The 15,342-nt window shown below is 72.1% G+C and carries 16 protein-coding genes; 2 read left to right on the forward strand and 14 right to left on the reverse strand.

Translation table 11 applies throughout. The features are described 5' to 3' along the window. Positions 1 to 28: 28 nt before the first annotated feature. From Dfulv_RS13145 to Dfulv_RS13165, 5 genes are all read right to left on the reverse strand, one after another. On the reverse strand, positions 29 to 1,459 hold the full coding sequence (locus Dfulv_RS13145) for a glycoside hydrolase family 5 protein (RefSeq protein WP_259863178.1): 1,431 nt from the start codon (positions 1,457 to 1,459) through the stop codon (positions 29 to 31). A gap of 14 nt (positions 1,460 to 1,473) precedes the next feature. Beyond that, on the reverse strand, positions 1,474 to 2,292 hold the full coding sequence (locus Dfulv_RS13150; RefSeq protein ID WP_259863180.1) for a carbohydrate ABC transporter permease: 819 nt from the start codon (positions 2,290 to 2,292) through the stop codon (positions 1,474 to 1,476). Continuing rightward, the gene (locus Dfulv_RS13155; RefSeq protein WP_259863182.1) at positions 2,279 to 3,157 is read right to left on the reverse strand and encodes a carbohydrate ABC transporter permease; all 879 of its coding nucleotides are present in this window, start codon (positions 3,155 to 3,157) and stop codon (positions 2,279 to 2,281) included. Before Dfulv_RS13155 ends, Dfulv_RS13150 begins: the two co-directional genes overlap by 14 nt. Positions 3,158 to 3,212: 55 nt before the next feature. Next, positions 3,213 to 4,451, reverse strand: a complete 1,239-nt coding sequence (locus Dfulv_RS13160) for an extracellular solute-binding protein (RefSeq protein ID WP_259863184.1) — start codon at positions 4,449 to 4,451, stop codon at positions 3,213 to 3,215. A gap of 119 nt (positions 4,452 to 4,570) precedes the next feature. Beyond that, the gene (locus Dfulv_RS13165; protein WP_259863185.1) at positions 4,571 to 5,203 is read right to left on the reverse strand and encodes an acetoacetate decarboxylase family protein; all 633 of its coding nucleotides are present in this window, start codon (positions 5,201 to 5,203) and stop codon (positions 4,571 to 4,573) included. Positions 5,204 to 5,273: 70 nt separating this feature from the next. Between Dfulv_RS13165 and Dfulv_RS13170 the strand changes: the two genes are divergently transcribed. After that, complete coding sequence (locus tag Dfulv_RS13170) at positions 5,274 to 5,705, forward strand: glutaredoxin domain-containing protein (protein ID WP_259863187.1); 432 nt, start codon at positions 5,274 to 5,276, stop codon at positions 5,703 to 5,705. On the opposite strand, the gene Dfulv_RS48780 is transcribed toward Dfulv_RS13170, so the two are convergent. Next, positions 5,662 to 5,883, reverse strand: coding sequence for a cupin-like domain-containing protein (locus Dfulv_RS48780; RefSeq protein WP_406567965.1), 222 nt, complete (start codon positions 5,881 to 5,883; stop codon positions 5,662 to 5,664). The genes Dfulv_RS13170 and Dfulv_RS48780 overlap by 44 nt on opposite strands. Beyond that, positions 5,808 to 6,266, reverse strand: coding sequence for a carboxymuconolactone decarboxylase family protein (locus Dfulv_RS13175; RefSeq protein WP_259863189.1), 459 nt, complete (start codon positions 6,264 to 6,266; stop codon positions 5,808 to 5,810). Before Dfulv_RS13175 ends, Dfulv_RS48780 begins: the two co-directional genes overlap by 76 nt. Positions 6,267 to 6,455: 189 nt before the next feature. Between Dfulv_RS13175 and Dfulv_RS13180 the strand changes: the two genes are divergently transcribed. Then, positions 6,456 to 7,259 carry a sigma-70 family RNA polymerase sigma factor gene (locus tag Dfulv_RS13180; RefSeq protein WP_259867650.1) on the forward strand — a complete coding sequence of 268 codons (804 nt, stop codon included), beginning with the start codon at positions 6,456 to 6,458 and terminating at the stop codon, positions 7,257 to 7,259. Positions 7,260 to 7,473: 214 nt separating this feature from the next. Here Dfulv_RS13180 and Dfulv_RS13185 read toward each other — a convergent pair whose 3' ends face one another. The 7 genes from Dfulv_RS13185 to Dfulv_RS13215 form a co-directional block, all read right to left on the reverse strand. Further along, positions 7,474 to 8,160 (reverse strand): poly-gamma-glutamate hydrolase family protein, encoded by a 687-nt coding sequence (locus tag Dfulv_RS13185; protein WP_259863190.1) that lies wholly within the window; start codon positions 8,158 to 8,160, stop codon positions 7,474 to 7,476. A 33-nt stretch (positions 8,161 to 8,193) separates the two neighbouring features. Beyond that, positions 8,194 to 9,636 (reverse strand): pentapeptide repeat-containing protein, encoded by a 1,443-nt coding sequence (locus tag Dfulv_RS13190; RefSeq protein WP_259863191.1) that lies wholly within the window; start codon positions 9,634 to 9,636, stop codon positions 8,194 to 8,196. A 139-nt stretch (positions 9,637 to 9,775) separates the two neighbouring features. Beyond that, on the reverse strand, positions 9,776 to 10,660 hold the full coding sequence (locus Dfulv_RS13195) for a C40 family peptidase (RefSeq protein ID WP_259863192.1): 885 nt from the start codon (positions 10,658 to 10,660) through the stop codon (positions 9,776 to 9,778). Beyond that, positions 10,657 to 11,754 (reverse strand): mandelate racemase/muconate lactonizing enzyme family protein, encoded by a 1,098-nt coding sequence (locus Dfulv_RS13200; RefSeq protein ID WP_259863193.1) that lies wholly within the window; start codon positions 11,752 to 11,754, stop codon positions 10,657 to 10,659. The genes Dfulv_RS13195 and Dfulv_RS13200 overlap by 4 nt, the downstream gene beginning before the upstream one ends. Further along, on the reverse strand, positions 11,751 to 12,584 hold the full coding sequence (locus Dfulv_RS13205; protein ID WP_259863194.1) for a serine hydrolase: 834 nt from the start codon (positions 12,582 to 12,584) through the stop codon (positions 11,751 to 11,753). The genes Dfulv_RS13200 and Dfulv_RS13205 overlap by 4 nt, the downstream gene beginning before the upstream one ends. After that, entirely contained in the window at positions 12,581 to 14,329 is a 1,749-nt protein-coding gene (locus Dfulv_RS13210) for an ABC transporter substrate-binding protein (protein WP_259863195.1), read from the reverse strand. The genes Dfulv_RS13205 and Dfulv_RS13210 overlap by 4 nt, the downstream gene beginning before the upstream one ends. Positions 14,330 to 14,355: 26 nt before the next feature. Further along, complete coding sequence (locus tag Dfulv_RS13215; RefSeq protein WP_259863196.1) at positions 14,356 to 15,342, reverse strand: ABC transporter permease; 987 nt, start codon at positions 15,340 to 15,342, stop codon at positions 14,356 to 14,358.

Genomic DNA, 15,342 nt, shown 5'->3' on the forward strand with positions numbered 1-15,342 from the left:
TGACCTGATCATACGCAACCCGCATCCCTCAGTTCGCCGTCAGTTCGATCGCCCGCAACCGGGCGGCCGCGTTCGCGCGGGCGACGATACGGTCGCCGCTCCAGCGGATCTCGAACGCGCCGGGGTCGTCGCTGTCCACCCGCCACCCGGCCGGCCGGCGCTCGAGCGGGAAGTGCAACTCCTCACCGGCCGCCACGCTGACCGGCATGATCTCGTCGGCCCGGTACGGCTGGCCGGCGGGGTGGTGCCAGACGTGTTCGGTGTCGAACCCGGCGAACCGGTCCCGGAACCGGGCCCGCTGGTCGATGAAGCCCCAGCCGGGCAGGCGCAGCGGCGCGCGGCCGAACATGGCGTTGACGACGTCGGGGCGCCGCTCGCAGGCGGGCAGCGCGATCGCGTCGAGGAAGCGCAGCAGGACGCGCCAGGCCGTGTCCGGATCCACCCCGGACGACGGGTCGGCGATCAGCGCCCAGCCGTCCGGGGTCCGCGCGGACACCGGCGAGGTACGCGTGTCGAGCTTCTTCCACGGCCAGAAGTTCCAGCCGATGCCGTGCTGCTCGTAGAGGCGGTGCGCGGTGTAGATCCACTCGGGGGTGTTCTCACCGCCTTCCCCCATGTAGATCGGCAGGCCCAGCCGGTACCGCGCGTCGAGGTACTGCTGGATGCTGGACCGGTCCGGCGGGCACCAGTAGCGGTGGAACTGCAGGGCCGAGTTGGGGTCGATGACGTCGGTGAAGATCGACCAGTTGGTGGCCCAGTGCGAGCCCTCGTAGACCAGCAGGTGGTCGGGGTCGACCGCCCGGATCGCGGCGGTCAGTTCGCGGTACAGCGCGACCAGCTCGGCGGGGTACACGTGCTGCCACTCGTTCGGCAGGGGCTCGTTGAGCAGGTCGTAGCCGAGCACGACGGTGCTGTGCCGGTAACGGCGGGCGATCTCCTGCCACAGGGTGACGGTCAGCCGCCGGTACCGCTCGTCCATGAACAGCTCGGGCCGGCCGTTGGGCGAGTCGTCGATGTTGGTGCCGGTCTGCCCGCCGGGCGCGCCGTGCAGGTCGAGCAGCACCCACAGGTCGTGGCGTTCGCACCAGCGCAGCAGGTTGTCGATGTGCGCGAAGCCGTCCTCCAGAAGCTCGCCGGCGTCGTCGATGAGGCCGCGGGAGTTCAGCGGCAGCCGGACGTGGTCGAAGCCGAGCGCGGCGATCTCGGCGACGTCGGCCTCGGTGACGAAGGTGGCCCGGAAACGGGTCCAGAACTCGGCGGCGCGGCTGGGCCCGACGAGCGTCTCGATGCGGTGCTCGATCTGCCGCGGCGAGCTCATCCCGTCGCCGAACCTCCACATGTACCCCTCGGCGAGCAGCCAGTTGCCGAGGCCGATGCCCCGCAGCAACAGCGGGTTACCCGCGCCGTCGAGCAGCTGGGCGCCGCCGGCGCGGACGAAGCCGTTGAATCGCTTGCGCATGAATGAGATCGCCCTTACTTGAGGCCGGACATGGTGAAGCCCTGCACGACAAAACGCTGGAAGACGACGAAGACCGCGAGGACCGGCACGACCATGAGGGTCGCGGCGGCCATCTGCAGCGACGGGTTGGTGGCGATCTGCCGGTTCAGCAGCGACACCCCGACGGAGAGGGTATAGAGCCGCTCGTCGTCGGCGACGATCAGCGGCCACAGGAAGCTGTTCCACCCGGCGATGAACGCGAGCACGGCCTGCACCGCCAGGATCGGCCGGGACAGCGGCAGAACGATGCGGAAGAAGATCCGCGCCTCCCCGGAGCCGTCGATCCGGGCCGCCTCGATCATCTCGGTGGGGACGGTGGACATGAACTGGCGGAACAGGAATACGCTGAATCCGGAGACCAGGCCGGGCAGTGCGATGCCGAGGAGCGTGTTGGTCAGCCCGGCCCCGTTGAGGATGAGGTACGTGGGGATCATCGTCACCTGCACCGGGATCATCATGGTGACGAGCACGAGGAAGAACAGCGGTTCGCGGCCCGGGAACCGGAACTTCGCGAAGCCGTAGCCGGCCATCGCCATGAGGACCACGCCCGCCATGCCGATGATCACGACGGCGACGGTGTTGACGAGGTACCGGCCGAAGTCGAGCTCCTGGAACAGCTGCCGGAAATACTCCGTCGTCGGGTGCTGCGGCAGGACCCGCGGCGGGTAGGCGACCGACTCGCTGCGCGGCTTCACCGAGCCGAAGACCATCCACGCGAACGGGAACGCGGTCACCAGCGCCCCGGCGCCGAGCACGGCACCGACGACGACGGTCAGGCTCCTACGCGTCGGCATCGGCCCGGCCCTTCCGCAGTTGCAGCAGCGTCACCGCGGCGATGACGACGAAGAGCACCACCGAGCCGGCGCTGGCGTAGCCGAACTGGCTCGCGGAGAAGCCCTTCTGGTAGAGGAACAGCGAGATGCTCGTCGACTCGCCCAGCGGGCCGCCCTTGGTGAGCACGAAGGGCTCGTCGAAGAACTGCAGCCACGCGATGACGGTCGTGACCGTGACGAAGAGGATCGCGAACCGCAGCAGCGGCACGACGATCGAGACCGTCCTGCGCAATTCGCCCGCGCCGTCGAGCGACGCGGCCTCGAGGTACTCCTTCGGCACGCTCTGCAGGGCGGCCAGGAAGATGATGATGTTCAGTCCGGTGCCGCGCCAGACGGCGACGAGCGCGACGGAGAACTTCACCCACACCGGATCGCTGAGCCACCGCACCTCGGGCAGCCCCGCCGTCGACAGCAGGTGGTTGAACAGGCCGAACTGGGTGTTGTAGAGGTACCCCCAGACGAGCGAGATCGCCACGATCGCGGTGATGGCGGGCACGAAGTAGAACGCGCGTAGCGCCCGGAAGTACCGGTTGTCGGCCCGGTTGAGCAGCAGCGCGACGACGAGGGACAGCACGACCACGGCGGGCACGCCCACCACGGCGAAGATGCCGGTGTTGGTGAGCGCCTGCCAGAACTCGTGGTCGGTGAACAGCCTGCGGTAGTTCTCGGTCCCGACGAAGCTGATCCGGGACCGGTCGCCGAGTCCGGCGAGGTTCATGTCGGTGAGGCTGACCAGCAGCGCGACCAGGATCGGCAGCACGCCGAAGGCCAGCAGCAGCACCATCGCCGGCGCGATGAACGCGTACGGCGCGAGACGGGGTTTCATGCGGGCTCCTGACGGAGGGGCGGGACGGCCGGCGCCCCGCCCCACGGCGGCGGGGTCAGTTGACGGAGGTGCCCTCGGTGGCGCCGTAGAGGCCCTTGAGGGCGGTGTCGCGGTTCGCGCCCGTCAGGACGATCGAGTTCAGGCTGTCCAGCAGCGCCTTGCCGGTCTCGCCGTCCCAGTTCGGGACCAGCGGCAGCAGCTTCGCGCCGTACAGCTGCTTGGAGTAGACCGTCACGAGCGGGTCGGCGGTGAGGGCCGGGTCGCTCAGCGCGGCCTTGACCGTCGGCAGTTGCCCGTCGAGCTTGTACCAGGTGAGCTGGGTCTGCGGCTCCGAGAGGTAGTCGAGCAGCCGGAGCGCGCCGTCCCGATTGCCGGTGCTGCCCCACACGCCGAGGTTCGACCCGGCCAGGAGCGAGGTGTTCGTCGTGCCGCCGGGGATCGGGGCGACGGCCCATTTGCCCTTGAGGTCGGGCGCGGCGGCGGTGACCGCGCCGGCCAGGTAGGGCCCGGACACGAGCATCGGCACCGCGCCCGAGGTGAAGCCCTGCACCTGGTCGAAGTCGGCGTCCGTGGGCACGCTCTTGTCCGCGTACAGCCCGGTGTAGACGTCGACGGCCCTGCCGAACTCCGGCGTGTTGAACGTGATCTTCCCGGTGCCGTCGACGATCCGGCCGCCCTGGCTCCAGGTCATGATGACCGGCAGGGCACTGTCCCACTGCGGGACGTAGTAGCCGTACTGCCCCTTGCCGCGCCCGGCGAGGACCTTCGCGTCGGCGCGCAGCTCGTCCCAGGTCGCCGGCGGCGCGCTGATGCCGTTCGCGGCGAGGATGTCGCTGCGGTAGAACAGCACCCGCGTGTCGCTGACCCACGGGACGCTGACCACGTCGCCGCCGATCGCGGTGGCCTTGCCGGCGACCCCGTCGAGGAACTTCTCCGCGGCGAGGTTCGGGTGGTCCGCGAGGGTCTTGTCGTCGAACTTCAGCAGCGCGCCGGAGCTGGCGAACGTGCGCAGCTTGGAGATGCCGATCTGGACGACGTCCGGTCCCTTGCCGGACGCGACGGCGGTCGTCATCTTCTGGTCGATCGAGTCCCAGGGGATCGCGACCGTGTCCACGGTGATGCCGGTCTTGGCCGTGAACGGCTTGACCAGCTCCTCGAAGTGGGCGGAGCTGTCGCCCATGATCCAGACGGTGAGCTTCTTGGGGTCGGCGGCCGCGCCGTCGCCGGAGCCGGAGCAGCCGGCGAGGGCCAGCAGCCCGATCGCCAGGACGGATGCGAGCCAGGGTCGTCTCATCGCGGGGGTGTTCCTTTCGGACGGGGCGGGGGTGACGACGTTCGTCCGTTAATCAGCGACTTAGGCTAAGGCATAGAAAAAGTGATCCGCAAGGAGTTCAGGACGATCGCCGCGGACGACTACCTCGCCACGCCGCGGTCCACGGCCGGTTGAGCGGTGCCGAACCGCATCCGGAAGTCGTCCGCCACGACCGACAGCAGCGGCCGGCGCCCGGCGAGGAAACCCAGCGGCCCGTCCGGCGCCACCCGCCAGCCGACGCGGGCCGTGCCGTAGCGCGCGGTGGCTCGCACCGGCGTCGTCCTCACCTTCGCGGCGAGCGCCTGGACGACGCGGAACGCCACCGGCAGGCGCACCGGCAGCCCGGTGCCGCCGTGCAGCGAGGCGGACGCGATCGCCGCCGCTTCCGCCGCCCCCTCGCCGATGGCCAGCTCGGCCAGTTCCTTCGGGATGCCCCACAGCTCCCGGCCGCCGTCGCGGGAGTCCACGCTGTCGACCCAGATGTGGCTGATCGTCACCCGGGGACGCGCACCCGCCCGGACGAGGGTCGCCGCCAGCAGCTCCCGGTAGGTCATGTCGCCGCCGGGACGGTAGTCGACCCAGGCCGTGCCGACGACCGCCCGCCCGGCGCACCGGACCACGTGCACGGCTCCGGCGAGCTCGCCGGGCAGCGCGGGCACGGCCGCGGCGGGCAGCACCCACACGGACACGAACATCCGCCCGCGCAACGACCACGGCTCCGGCGGGTAGGCCATGTGTGCAGTGTGGCAGACCCCGGGGCCGGCGAACGCGGCGAGAAACGGGCACCGGCTAGGGTCTGCCACCATGATGCGCAGGCTGATGCTTCCGGTGCTGTTCGTGCTCTGCGGCGTCGTGGTGGCGATCCGGCGGGCGGCCGACGGATCCCCTGTGGCGGCCGCGGTGCTGCTGGCGGTGTTCCTGCTGCTCGCGGCGCTGTTCTCGCCGCTGGCGTTCCCCAGGTCGGTCGGTGCGGCCGAGGCGCGGCGGCGCAGCGAGGCCGACGGCCGGCCGATCGTCTACTGGCGGCCCGGCTGCCGGTACTGCCTGCGGCTGCGGCTCCGCCTGGGCCGCCACGCCTACCGGGTGCACTGGGTCGACATCTGGCGCGACCCGGCCGGCGCCGCCGAGGTGCGGGCGGTCGCCGGCGGCAACGAGACGGTTCCGACGGTGGTCGTGGCGGACGAGGCCAGGGTCAACCCCGACCCGGCGTGGGTGCTCGACCGGCTGCGCTCGTGACGTCCAGCGCCTCCACCCAGTGCCACCAGCCGGCCGGGATGAACAGCGCGTCCCCCGGCTCCACCACCGTCTCCAGGACGGGTCGCGCGGCGCCGCTCCGGACTAGCCCCAGTGCTGCGGGGCCGGCTGGCGGGTGGTCGCGTTGAGCCGGTTGAAGAAGTTGGTCGTGGCCACCCACAGCACGATCGCGGCGAGCTCCTGCTCGGGGAAGTGCTTCGCGGCGGCGTCCCAGACGTCGTCCGGCACCGGGTCGGACCGGTCGGCGAGCCGGGTCGCGGCCTCGGCGAGGGCCAGCGCGGCCCGCTCTGCGTCGGTGAAGTAGGTCGCCTCGCGCCAGGCGGCGACGGCGAACAGCCGCTCGTCGGTCTCGCCGTTCTTCTTCGCGCTGCGCGCACCCGAGTCCACGCAGGCGCTGCAGCCGTTGATCTGGCTCGCCCGCAGGTGCACCAGCTCCAGGATCGTGCCCGGCACACCGGCCGAGTGCGCCGCCTTGTAGAGCAGGTTGATCGCCTTCTGGGTATCGGGCAGCAGCCCGGCGGGGTTGGTCATCCGTGCCTGCATCGTCGTCTCCTCGTGTCACATCCGTGCGGTTTCGTTCGTCGCCGGTATGACGCACCCGCACCGGGCAGTGTGACGAATGTGGCATCAGTCACAAATCTTGGCGAACAGGAGAAGTAGGGTGGCGACGTGAGTGATGGCGACAACCTGCTGGCCGAGCGGTTCGAGCAGCACCGGCCCCGGCTGCGCGCGATGGCGCACCGCATGCTCGGCTCGCCGACCGAGGCCGACGACGCCGTCCAGGAGAGCTGGCTCCGGCTGAGCCGAACCGGCGCCGGCGACGTCGACAATCTCGCCGCCTGGCTGACCACCGTCGTCGGCCGGGTGTGCCTGGACATGCTGCGGTCCCGGACGATCCGCCGCGAGGAGCCGCTCGAGTCGCACGGTGACGAGTCCCCGGCGGGCGGCACCGACCCCGAGCGGGAGGCGGTGCTGGCCGACTCGGTCGGCCTCGCGCTGCTCGTGGTCCTCGACACGCTCACCCCGACCGAGCGGCTGGCCTTCGTGCTGCACGACCTGTTCGCCGTGTCGTTCGACGACATCGCGGTCGTCGTGGGACGCAGCCCCGCCGCGGCGCGCCAGCTCGCCAGCCGGGCGCGCCGCCGTGTCCAGGCCGCGCCCGCGACACCGGACGCCGACGTGTCCCGGCAGCGGCGGATCGTCGGCGCTTTCCTCACCGCGGCGCGCGGCGGCGACATGGCCACGCTGCTCACCCTGCTCGACCCGGACGTCGTCATGCGTGCCGACGAGACCGCCGCCCGGATGGGCTCCACCGGCGAGTCGCGCGGCGCCGAGGTCGTCGCCCGCTTCTTCGCCGGCCGCGCCCAGGGCGCGCTGCCCGCGGACGTCGACGGCGCCGCCGGTGCCGTGGTGGCCGCCGACGGCCGGACCAGACTGGCGCTCAGCTTCATCGTCGTCGGCGACCGGATCCTCGGCATCGAGGTGGTCGCCGACCCGGAACAGCTGGAAGAGCTCGAGGTGACGCTCCTCGGCTGAGGCGGCATGATCCGGAAGACTTCGCGCTCGACAGCGGCGCGAAGTCTTCCGGATCATGTAAGCGCGGCCACCGGCGCTCCACGGCAGAATCGGTGCGTGTTCACTCAGACGGGGTGGAGGCCTGGCAGGCCGCCGGTCTGCCGCTGCACCGCGGCCCCGCCGACGTCCGGCGCTGAGCCGGCGCCCGCCGGGTTCCGGGCCGTGGCGGACGGCACTATCGCAATGCCGTTCGCACCGCGCCGACGAACGTCCAGAATATGGCTTCGGTGGTGTGCCGGCGCCGCGCCCGGGTGTTGTTCCCGAACATCAACGCGCGCAGGGGCGTGGTGAGCTCGAGCTGCGCCCCGGCGCCGGTGCGGGTGCGGTTGACGATGTTGGCCGGGTCGTCACCACTGAGCGCGGGGACGGCCGTGGCGTCGTGGGCCTCGATGCCGGCGGCGGCGAACCCGGTGAGCAGCCGCTCCTTCAGCACGGTGTCCAGGCCGCCGACCAGGACCGCCTCGGTGCCGTCGGCGAGGCGGGCCTGGTGCGGGGTGCAGCCGTGCAGCGACACGGCCCGCCCGGCGCCGGCGGTCAGGGCCACCGCGACCGGGTCGTCGCAGCGGGTGGCGGTGACGTGCAGGACGGTGTTGTCCGTGGCGCGGAGCCCCTCGAACATCCAGTAGTCGTAGGCCGGCCCGTCCTCGGGACGGGCCGCCCCGGTGGCCGGGTGGTAGCCGGCGACGGCCAGGCAGAGCTCCGAGGTGCCGGGCTCGATGCCACCGCCGTGCACGGCGAGCACAACCGTGTCCGGCACCGGGATCGTGGCATGCCGACGGTACCGGCGGGCGTAGTCGACACCCTCGGTGAGCGCGGAATCGGCGTAGAGCGCGATGTTCGAGGCGTACGTATCCCGCAGCATACGGTCGGCCGGCGGACGACTCCGACGGACGGGTCAGGGTGCCGGGGGGAGGTCGGCCGGTCGGAGCACCGTGCCGTGGACGACGACACCGGCGGGCGGCGCCGCGTCGAAGACGGCGTCACCGTGGAAGGTCGCCCGCCCCTCCGGCCCACCGAGGATGAACTTCAGGCGGTCGAAGGCGGTGCCGTCGAAGCGGGTGGTGCCGTGGAACTGCGCGCCGGTGAACTCGCCGAACAGTCCGTGGCAGCCGCTGAGGTCGAGGTCGACGAGCGTGGCGCCGCACAGGTGGAGGCACATGCCCGGCCAGTGCCCGGGGCCGGGCCGGAGCCGGTCGGCGAGGATGCGCTGGGCGGTCTGCCGCAGCCGCAGCCGCGCGGCCTGCCCGGCGGTGCGGCCCGCCCCGTCGGTGAGGTCGAAGGGGATCGGGATGCGCAGGTACGCGCAGAGGGTGTCCACGACCCGCTGCCGCAACTCCGGGTCGCCGTCGAGCCCGGCGAGGATCCGCAGCCCGGCCAGCTGGACGTCGGGGTCGCGGTCGGCGAGCTGCCGCGCGTACGGCGCGACGGACCCGTCCGGCACGAGGCCGCCCGAGTCGCCGGGCTCCGAGCGCACCGCCCAGCCGAGCGGCCAGGTCGACGGCCCGTCCTCGGTGGCGCCGGACCACATGGCGCCGGTGAGGTCCGCGGCCGGCTGGTCGAGGTGGACCCGCCCGTCGAACCGCACCCCGTCGAACGCCGCGACTCCGGCGAAGCGGGCCTTGCAGAACCAGGCCGGCCCGCCGAAACGGGCCCGGCGGAACGTCACGTCACCGGCGAACCGGGCGCCGTCGCCGCCCTCCTCCCAGTCCTGGTAGTCCTCGATGAGGACCGCGATCGGCCACTCCGGGTCGTCCTCGTTCGGCTCGTCCCACGGCGCCGGCCGGATGTCGTCGATCGTGTCCCAGGCCGGGTCGTCGTCCCACCACGTGTCCTCGCCGCGGCCGAACCAGGCCATGCCGCCGAAGCCGGCCCCGGTGAAGTCGGCGGCGCCGCGGAACCGGGTCCGCCCGAATACCGCGTCCGCGCCGAACCGCGCATCGGCGAACGTGACGTCGCCGTGGAACACCGCGCGCTGGAACTCGGCGTCGCCGTCGAACCGCGCACCGGCGAAGTTCGCCGAGCCGTGGAAGCGGGTGTCGGCGAAGTTCGCACCGGCCAGCCGGGCGCCACCGAGGTCGGCGTCGACGAGGGTCGCGCCCGAGAGATCGACGTCGACGCCGTCCCAGGCGGCGATGCCGCGCAGGGCCGCCTGCCGCAGGCCGGGGTCCGGCTCCGCGGAGGTGCGCAGCCATGCGCAGAGTTCATCGGTGGCGGCCTGCCGCAGCTCGGGATGCGCCGTCGCCAGGTCCGTCAGGGCCCGGACGGCCGCGTCCTGCCCGTCCGCCGTCGCCAGCCGTTCGACATCGGTGCGGTACGCCTCGGTGATCTCCTCGTCCACGGCACCGAGCCTAGGACCGTCACCGAATCGTCAGGTCTCCGGGAGCGGTTCGCCACACCGGCGGATCGGGCTGGTGAACGTCCCGGATGCGCTGCCGCGGACCTCGATCGCACCGAGGCCGAGGCCGGCCGCGGAGGGGTCAGACCCGGTGGGCGCCGACGAGGGTCTCGGCCCGTTCGGGCGGCATCGCCTCCTCGACGACCCGGTGCGCGACGGACGACGCGTGCACCATGCGGCCGGGCTCCGCCACGATCCCGACGTGGTGGACCCGCCGGCCGGGCCGCGCGAAGAAGTACAGGTCACCGGGGCGTTCCTCGCCACGCGGCACGACGGCCGTCGCGGTCGACTGGTCGTGGGCGTCGCGCGGCAGTTCCACGCCGAGCCGCCGCCACACCAGGTGGACCAGGCCGGAGCAGTCGATGCCGAGGTCCGACAGGCCGCCCCACACGTAGACGGCGCCGAGGAGGCGGCGGGCCACGGCGAGCGCCTCGTCGCCGGTCGGCGGCTGCGCCGGCACCGGCGCGAGGTGGTCGGTGCGGGCCCACAACGGATCGGCGTGGCCCGCGGCGTGCACCGGCAGCCAGCCGTCGACCGCCGCGCCCGCCGGTGTCAGCAGGGTGCCGAGCACGACACCGGACACGGCCGCCGGACCGCCGGGGGAGCGGGCGAGGGCGGTGGACAGGGCGTCGACGACGAGCGGCGCACCGTCGCCGGCCGCCGGCTGCCCGGCGAGGTGCGCGGCGCGGATCCAGCCCGGGTAGCCGCGCGGGTCGAGGCCGGGCGCCGGCTGGCCGGTCGCGACGACCCGGGCCCAGCCGTCGGGCCGCACCTCCTCGACCAGCACCCGCTCGCCGAACAGCAGTTGGGTGACCACGTCGCTGTCGGCCTGTTCCTCGGGGGTCATCGCGGCGATCCAGGTGCCGATGCCGGGCCGGTCGTCGAGGGCCGCGGCGTCGGCCGGGCGTACCTTCTCCGGCGCCGCCACCAGCGTCGCGACCGCAGCGGTGACCGTCGCTTCCGTCAATGGTCCTCCAACGTGATGCCGAGGCCGGGTGCCTCGGGCAGGTGCACGGTGTCCCGCTCGTACCGGATGCCGCCCTTGAGCGGCGAGGACGCCAGCCACCAAACGGCGTCGAGGTCGGAGACGGCCGTGGTGCCGTACGCGGCGACGAGGCTGGCGGCGGCACCCACCCCGGCCTGGGTCTCCATCATCGAGCCGACCAGCGTGCCCATGTCGTGCGCGGCGGCCAGGTCCAGCAGCGTGCGGGCCGGGCCGAGGCCGCCGCATTTGGCCAGCTTGACGTTGACCAGGTCGGCGGCCCGCCGGCGGATCACCTCGACGAGGTCGCGGACGCCGAAGACGGCCTCGTCGGCGAGGATCGGCACGCCGACCCGGTCGCTGACCCAGGCGAGGCCGTCGAGGTCGTGGCGGGGCACCGGCTGCTCGACCAGTTCGACGTCGAGCCCGGCGTCCTCGATGCCGCGGATGACGCGGACCGCCTGACGCGGGGTCCAGCCCTGGTTGGCGTCGAGGCGCAGCAGCACGTCGGGGCCGACGGCCGCGCGCAGCGCCCGGACCCGGGCGAGGTCGGCGGCGGCCGCGTCGCGCTCGTTGTCACCGGCCTTGCCGACCTTGACCTTGAGCACGCGGAAGCCCTCCCGCACCCGGTCGCGGGCGGCGGCGACCAGCGCCTCGGGGCTGCCCGCGGCGAGGGTGACGTCGGTCGGCACCGAGGTCCGCACACCGCCGAGGAAGCGGACCAGCGGCACACCCGTCCGGCGTGCGGCCAGGTCGTGCAGCGCGACGTCGACGGCCGCCTTGGCGCCCTCGTTGCGCTGGACCGCGTGCTGCACGAGCCGGCTGTTGCCGGTCACGTCGTCGGCGTCGCGGCCGGTCAGCAGCGGGCCGAGCACCTGCTCGACGCAGGCCTCGGCACCGGCGACCGAGCCACCGGTCACCTGCCAGACCTGTGGCGCCTCGCCGAAGCCGCTGCGCCCGTCGCTGTCGACGACCTCGACCAGCAGCGACTCGGCCGCCGTGGCGCGGCGCAGGGCGGTGACGAACGGGGTGTGGAAGGGGGCGGAGATGCGGTGCGTGCGCACCAGTTCGACGGTCATCGGGTGAGCTCCTCGCGTGCGTCCCACGCGATGCGCGACACACGGGTGATGAGCCGGCGGGCATCATCGTCGCCGCCGGGTTCGCCGGTGGTGCAGACCGCGATCACGTAGGGCGGTGTGTCGCCGGGACGGACGACACCGGCACCGTGCCGCACGCCTGGGATCCAGCCGTTCTTGTGCTCGATGCGGACCCCGTCGGGCAGGCCCGCGGCGAGGTCCTCACGCTGTTCCTGGGCGGCGAGCACGTCGAGCATCTCGGCGCGGGACCGCGGCCCGGCGATCGACCCGGTGGCGATGGCGCCCAGGAGCCGGGCGAGGTCGGCGGCGGTGACCGTGTTGTCGATCCCGGCCACGCGGGCGGCCCAGTCCTCGATGCCGCGCCCGGTGACGCTGCCGGTCGCGCCGGCCAGCCGCCACGCCTCGGCGACCGTGGGCAGCCCCACCAGGGCGATGAGCAGATTGGTCGCGAGGTTGCTCGACCGTACGACCATCCGCCGGGCCAGCCAGCGGGCCGGCGCGGCGGCACCGAGGCGGTCCCACACCTCCCGCTCGTTGTCGTAGCCGGGGTCGTCGGCGTAGCGGGAGCCGTCGCCGAGCGCCGAGGCGAAGTCGTTCACCACCGGCACCGGCGCGTCGAGGTCGAGCGTGCCGGCCTCCGCCGCCCGGTGCACGGCGACGAGCACGGCCACCTTCATCGTGCTGGCGGCGTAGTGCGGCTCGTCCGCCAGCCGGGTGTAGGCGGGTGGTGCGCCGAGGCGCCCGAGGGACACCGAGACCAGGCCCGGTGCCCCGTCGAGCGCCTCGTCGAGGGTTTCGCGGAGGAGCGTCACTGTTTCACGTACGCGTTGGTGACCGCGACGCTGCCCCAGATGGAGTCGATGAAGAGGCCACCGACCTTGGAGCCGTGGATCGTGAACATCACGTCGACGTACAGCGGCACGACCGGCGCGTACTCCTTCATGATCTTCTCGTCGAGCTTGCCCCACTCCGGGCCCTGCTCGGCGACGGGCAGCGCCAGGATGCGGTCGAACTCGGCGTTGAGTGCGGGCGCGTTGAGGTACGACGCGCCGTTGTTGCTGCCTTCGGCCTTGATCGCCCGGCCGTCGTAGAGCACCGGCAGGATCGAGGCGCCGCTGGGCCAGTCCGCGCCCCACGACCCGATGTACAGGTCCCAGGGGTTGTCCTTCTTCTTGGTCTCGTCGAGGAACGTGTCCGCCGGGATCGGCTTCAGCGTGATCTTGAAGCCGGCCTTCTCCAGGTTGCCCTTGAGGTGCGTGCTGAGCTCCTGGTTCGTGGCGTCGTCCTGGAACCCGAGCACCAGCTCGGGGGTCTTGCCGCCGAGCAGTTCCTTGGCCTTGTCGGGGTTGCCGCTCTTGCCGGCCGGGTAGGCGTCGTAGTCCTTCCAGCCGATCGTGGCCGGCGGCATGAGCGTGGTGACGGCGCGGGCGACCGTCTCGCCGCCCAGGGTCTTGACGACGCCGTCGCGGTCGATGGCGTAGTTGAGCGCCTGGCGGACGCTCAGGTCGGTCACCCGGTTGTTGTTGATGGTGAGCGTGTACTGGCTCGGCGTCGGCTCCTGCAGTGTCCGCGACTTCAGGGCCTGGTCACCGACCACCTTGGACACCAGCGACGAGTCGACGCCGTTGAACGACACGGCGCTCGCGTCGGCGCCGCTGTCGGCGATGATGCGGTTGGTCTGCGTGACCGGGTCGGGGCCGAACTCGTAGACGAACGAGTCCGGGTACTGGTGGCGCATCGCGTCGGTGGCCGGGTCCCAGTGCGTGTTGCGCTCGAACGTGAGCCGGGTGCCCGCCTCGTTCTTGGTGAGCTTGTACGGGCCGGAGGAGAACGGCTGCTTGTCGTAGTCGGTGCCGGTGTCCTTCGCCGCCGGCATGGGCGCGGTGGCCGGCAACGACGCCGCGAACGGCAGGTCGCAGTGCGGCTTGGCGAACGTGAACTTCAGCGTCCGGTCGTCCGGGGTGCTCAGCCCCGGCGGCAGCGACGTCTTGTTCTTCGCGAAGTCGAACTTGGTGTCGAACTGGGGCGAGTCGGCCAGCCACTCCTGGATGTAGGTGGGGCCGCCGGTCAGCGACAGGTCGAAGGAGCGGGCGATGCCGTAGGCGATCTCCTTGGCGGTGATCGGGCTGCCGTCCTCGAACTTGACGCCTTCCTTGATCTTGAACTCCCAGGTCTTGCAGTCCTTGTTGACGTCGGTGCCGGGCGTCTCGGCCAGGTCACCGACGAGGACCACCTTCCCCTTGCCGTCGTCCTTGAACGTGGTGAGCCGCCGCGCGTAGAGCTGCGAGGCGGTCAGGCCGACGAACGAGTAGACCCGCTGCGGGTCGAGGTGCGAGATCTTGCTCTGCCGGATGACCGTGACGGTCCCGCCCTTGGCGGCACCGGGGATCTCCGCGGCCGGCCCCTTGGAGTCCTTCGGGTCGGTGGCGATCGAGCCGGAGGCCTGGCGGTTGGTGTTCGGTCCCGGCTCGTCGTCACCCCGCTTGTTGTTGCTGCACGCGCCGAGCCCGGCCACGAGTGTGAGCAGCGCCAGCGCTGTCAAGGACTTCCGTCGCATGTCTTCCTCCCTGGCCGTGCGGGTTCTCACCGCAACCGGACCCGCGGATCGATGGTGGTGTACAGCACGTCGACGACGATGTTCGCGACGACGATGAAGGTCGCGGCGATCAGAACCGTGCCCATGATCGTCGGCAGGTCTCCGTCCTTGACCGCGTCGATCGCGGTCCGTCCGAGCCCGCGCAGTCCGAACGTGGTCTCGGTGATCACCGTCCCGCCGAGAGCGGCGCCGACGTCGAGCCCGGCGGTGGTGACGAGCGGGGTGATGACGGCCCGCAGCGCGTGCCGGCCGACGACCGTGCGCCGCTTGAGCCCCTTGGCCTCGGCGGTCCGCACGAAGTCCTCGGTCATCGTCTCGAGCATCTGCGCGCGGGACAGCCGGGCGTAGACGGCGGAGAACAGGAACGCCAGCGCGCACCACGGCAGGATCAGGGCGGTCGCCCAGTCCCACGGGTTGTCGAGGATCGAGGTGTACCGCGGGTAGGGCAGGACCTTCAGCGTGTAGACGAAGATCAGCAGCAGGAGACCGCCCACGAAGTACAGCTGCATCGAGGCGCCGGCCAGGGACACCCCGATCGCCAGGCGGTCGAAGACGGTGCCCCGGCGCAGCGCCGAGATCATGCCCAGCCCGATGCCGATGCCCAGCCACAGCACCGACGCGGGGATCACGATGCTCAGCGTGACCGGGATGACCCGGCCGAAGGTCTCGGTCACCGGCTCGCTGTTGACGTACGAGTAGCCCAGGCACGGCGCGTCGCAGTGCCCGCCCTGCGAGGCACCCAGGTCGCGGCCGACGAAGACGCCCTTCATGTAGTTGAGGTACTGCACGTGCTTGGGGTCGTTGAGCCCCAGCTCGGTGCGCACCCGCTCCAGCCGGGCCGCGTCGCAGTTCTTCGGGCACATCGCGGTCGCCGGGTCACGGGGCAGCGCGAAGAACATCAGGAACGTCACGACGCTCACCGCGAACAGCGTGAGCCCCGCCAGGAGGATCCTGCGGATCAGGAAGAAGACCAT

The sequence above is a fragment of the Dactylosporangium fulvum genome (genome assembly GCF_025137375.1).
Taxonomy (GTDB): Bacteria; Actinomycetota; Actinomycetes; order Mycobacteriales; family Micromonosporaceae; genus Dactylosporangium; species Dactylosporangium fulvum.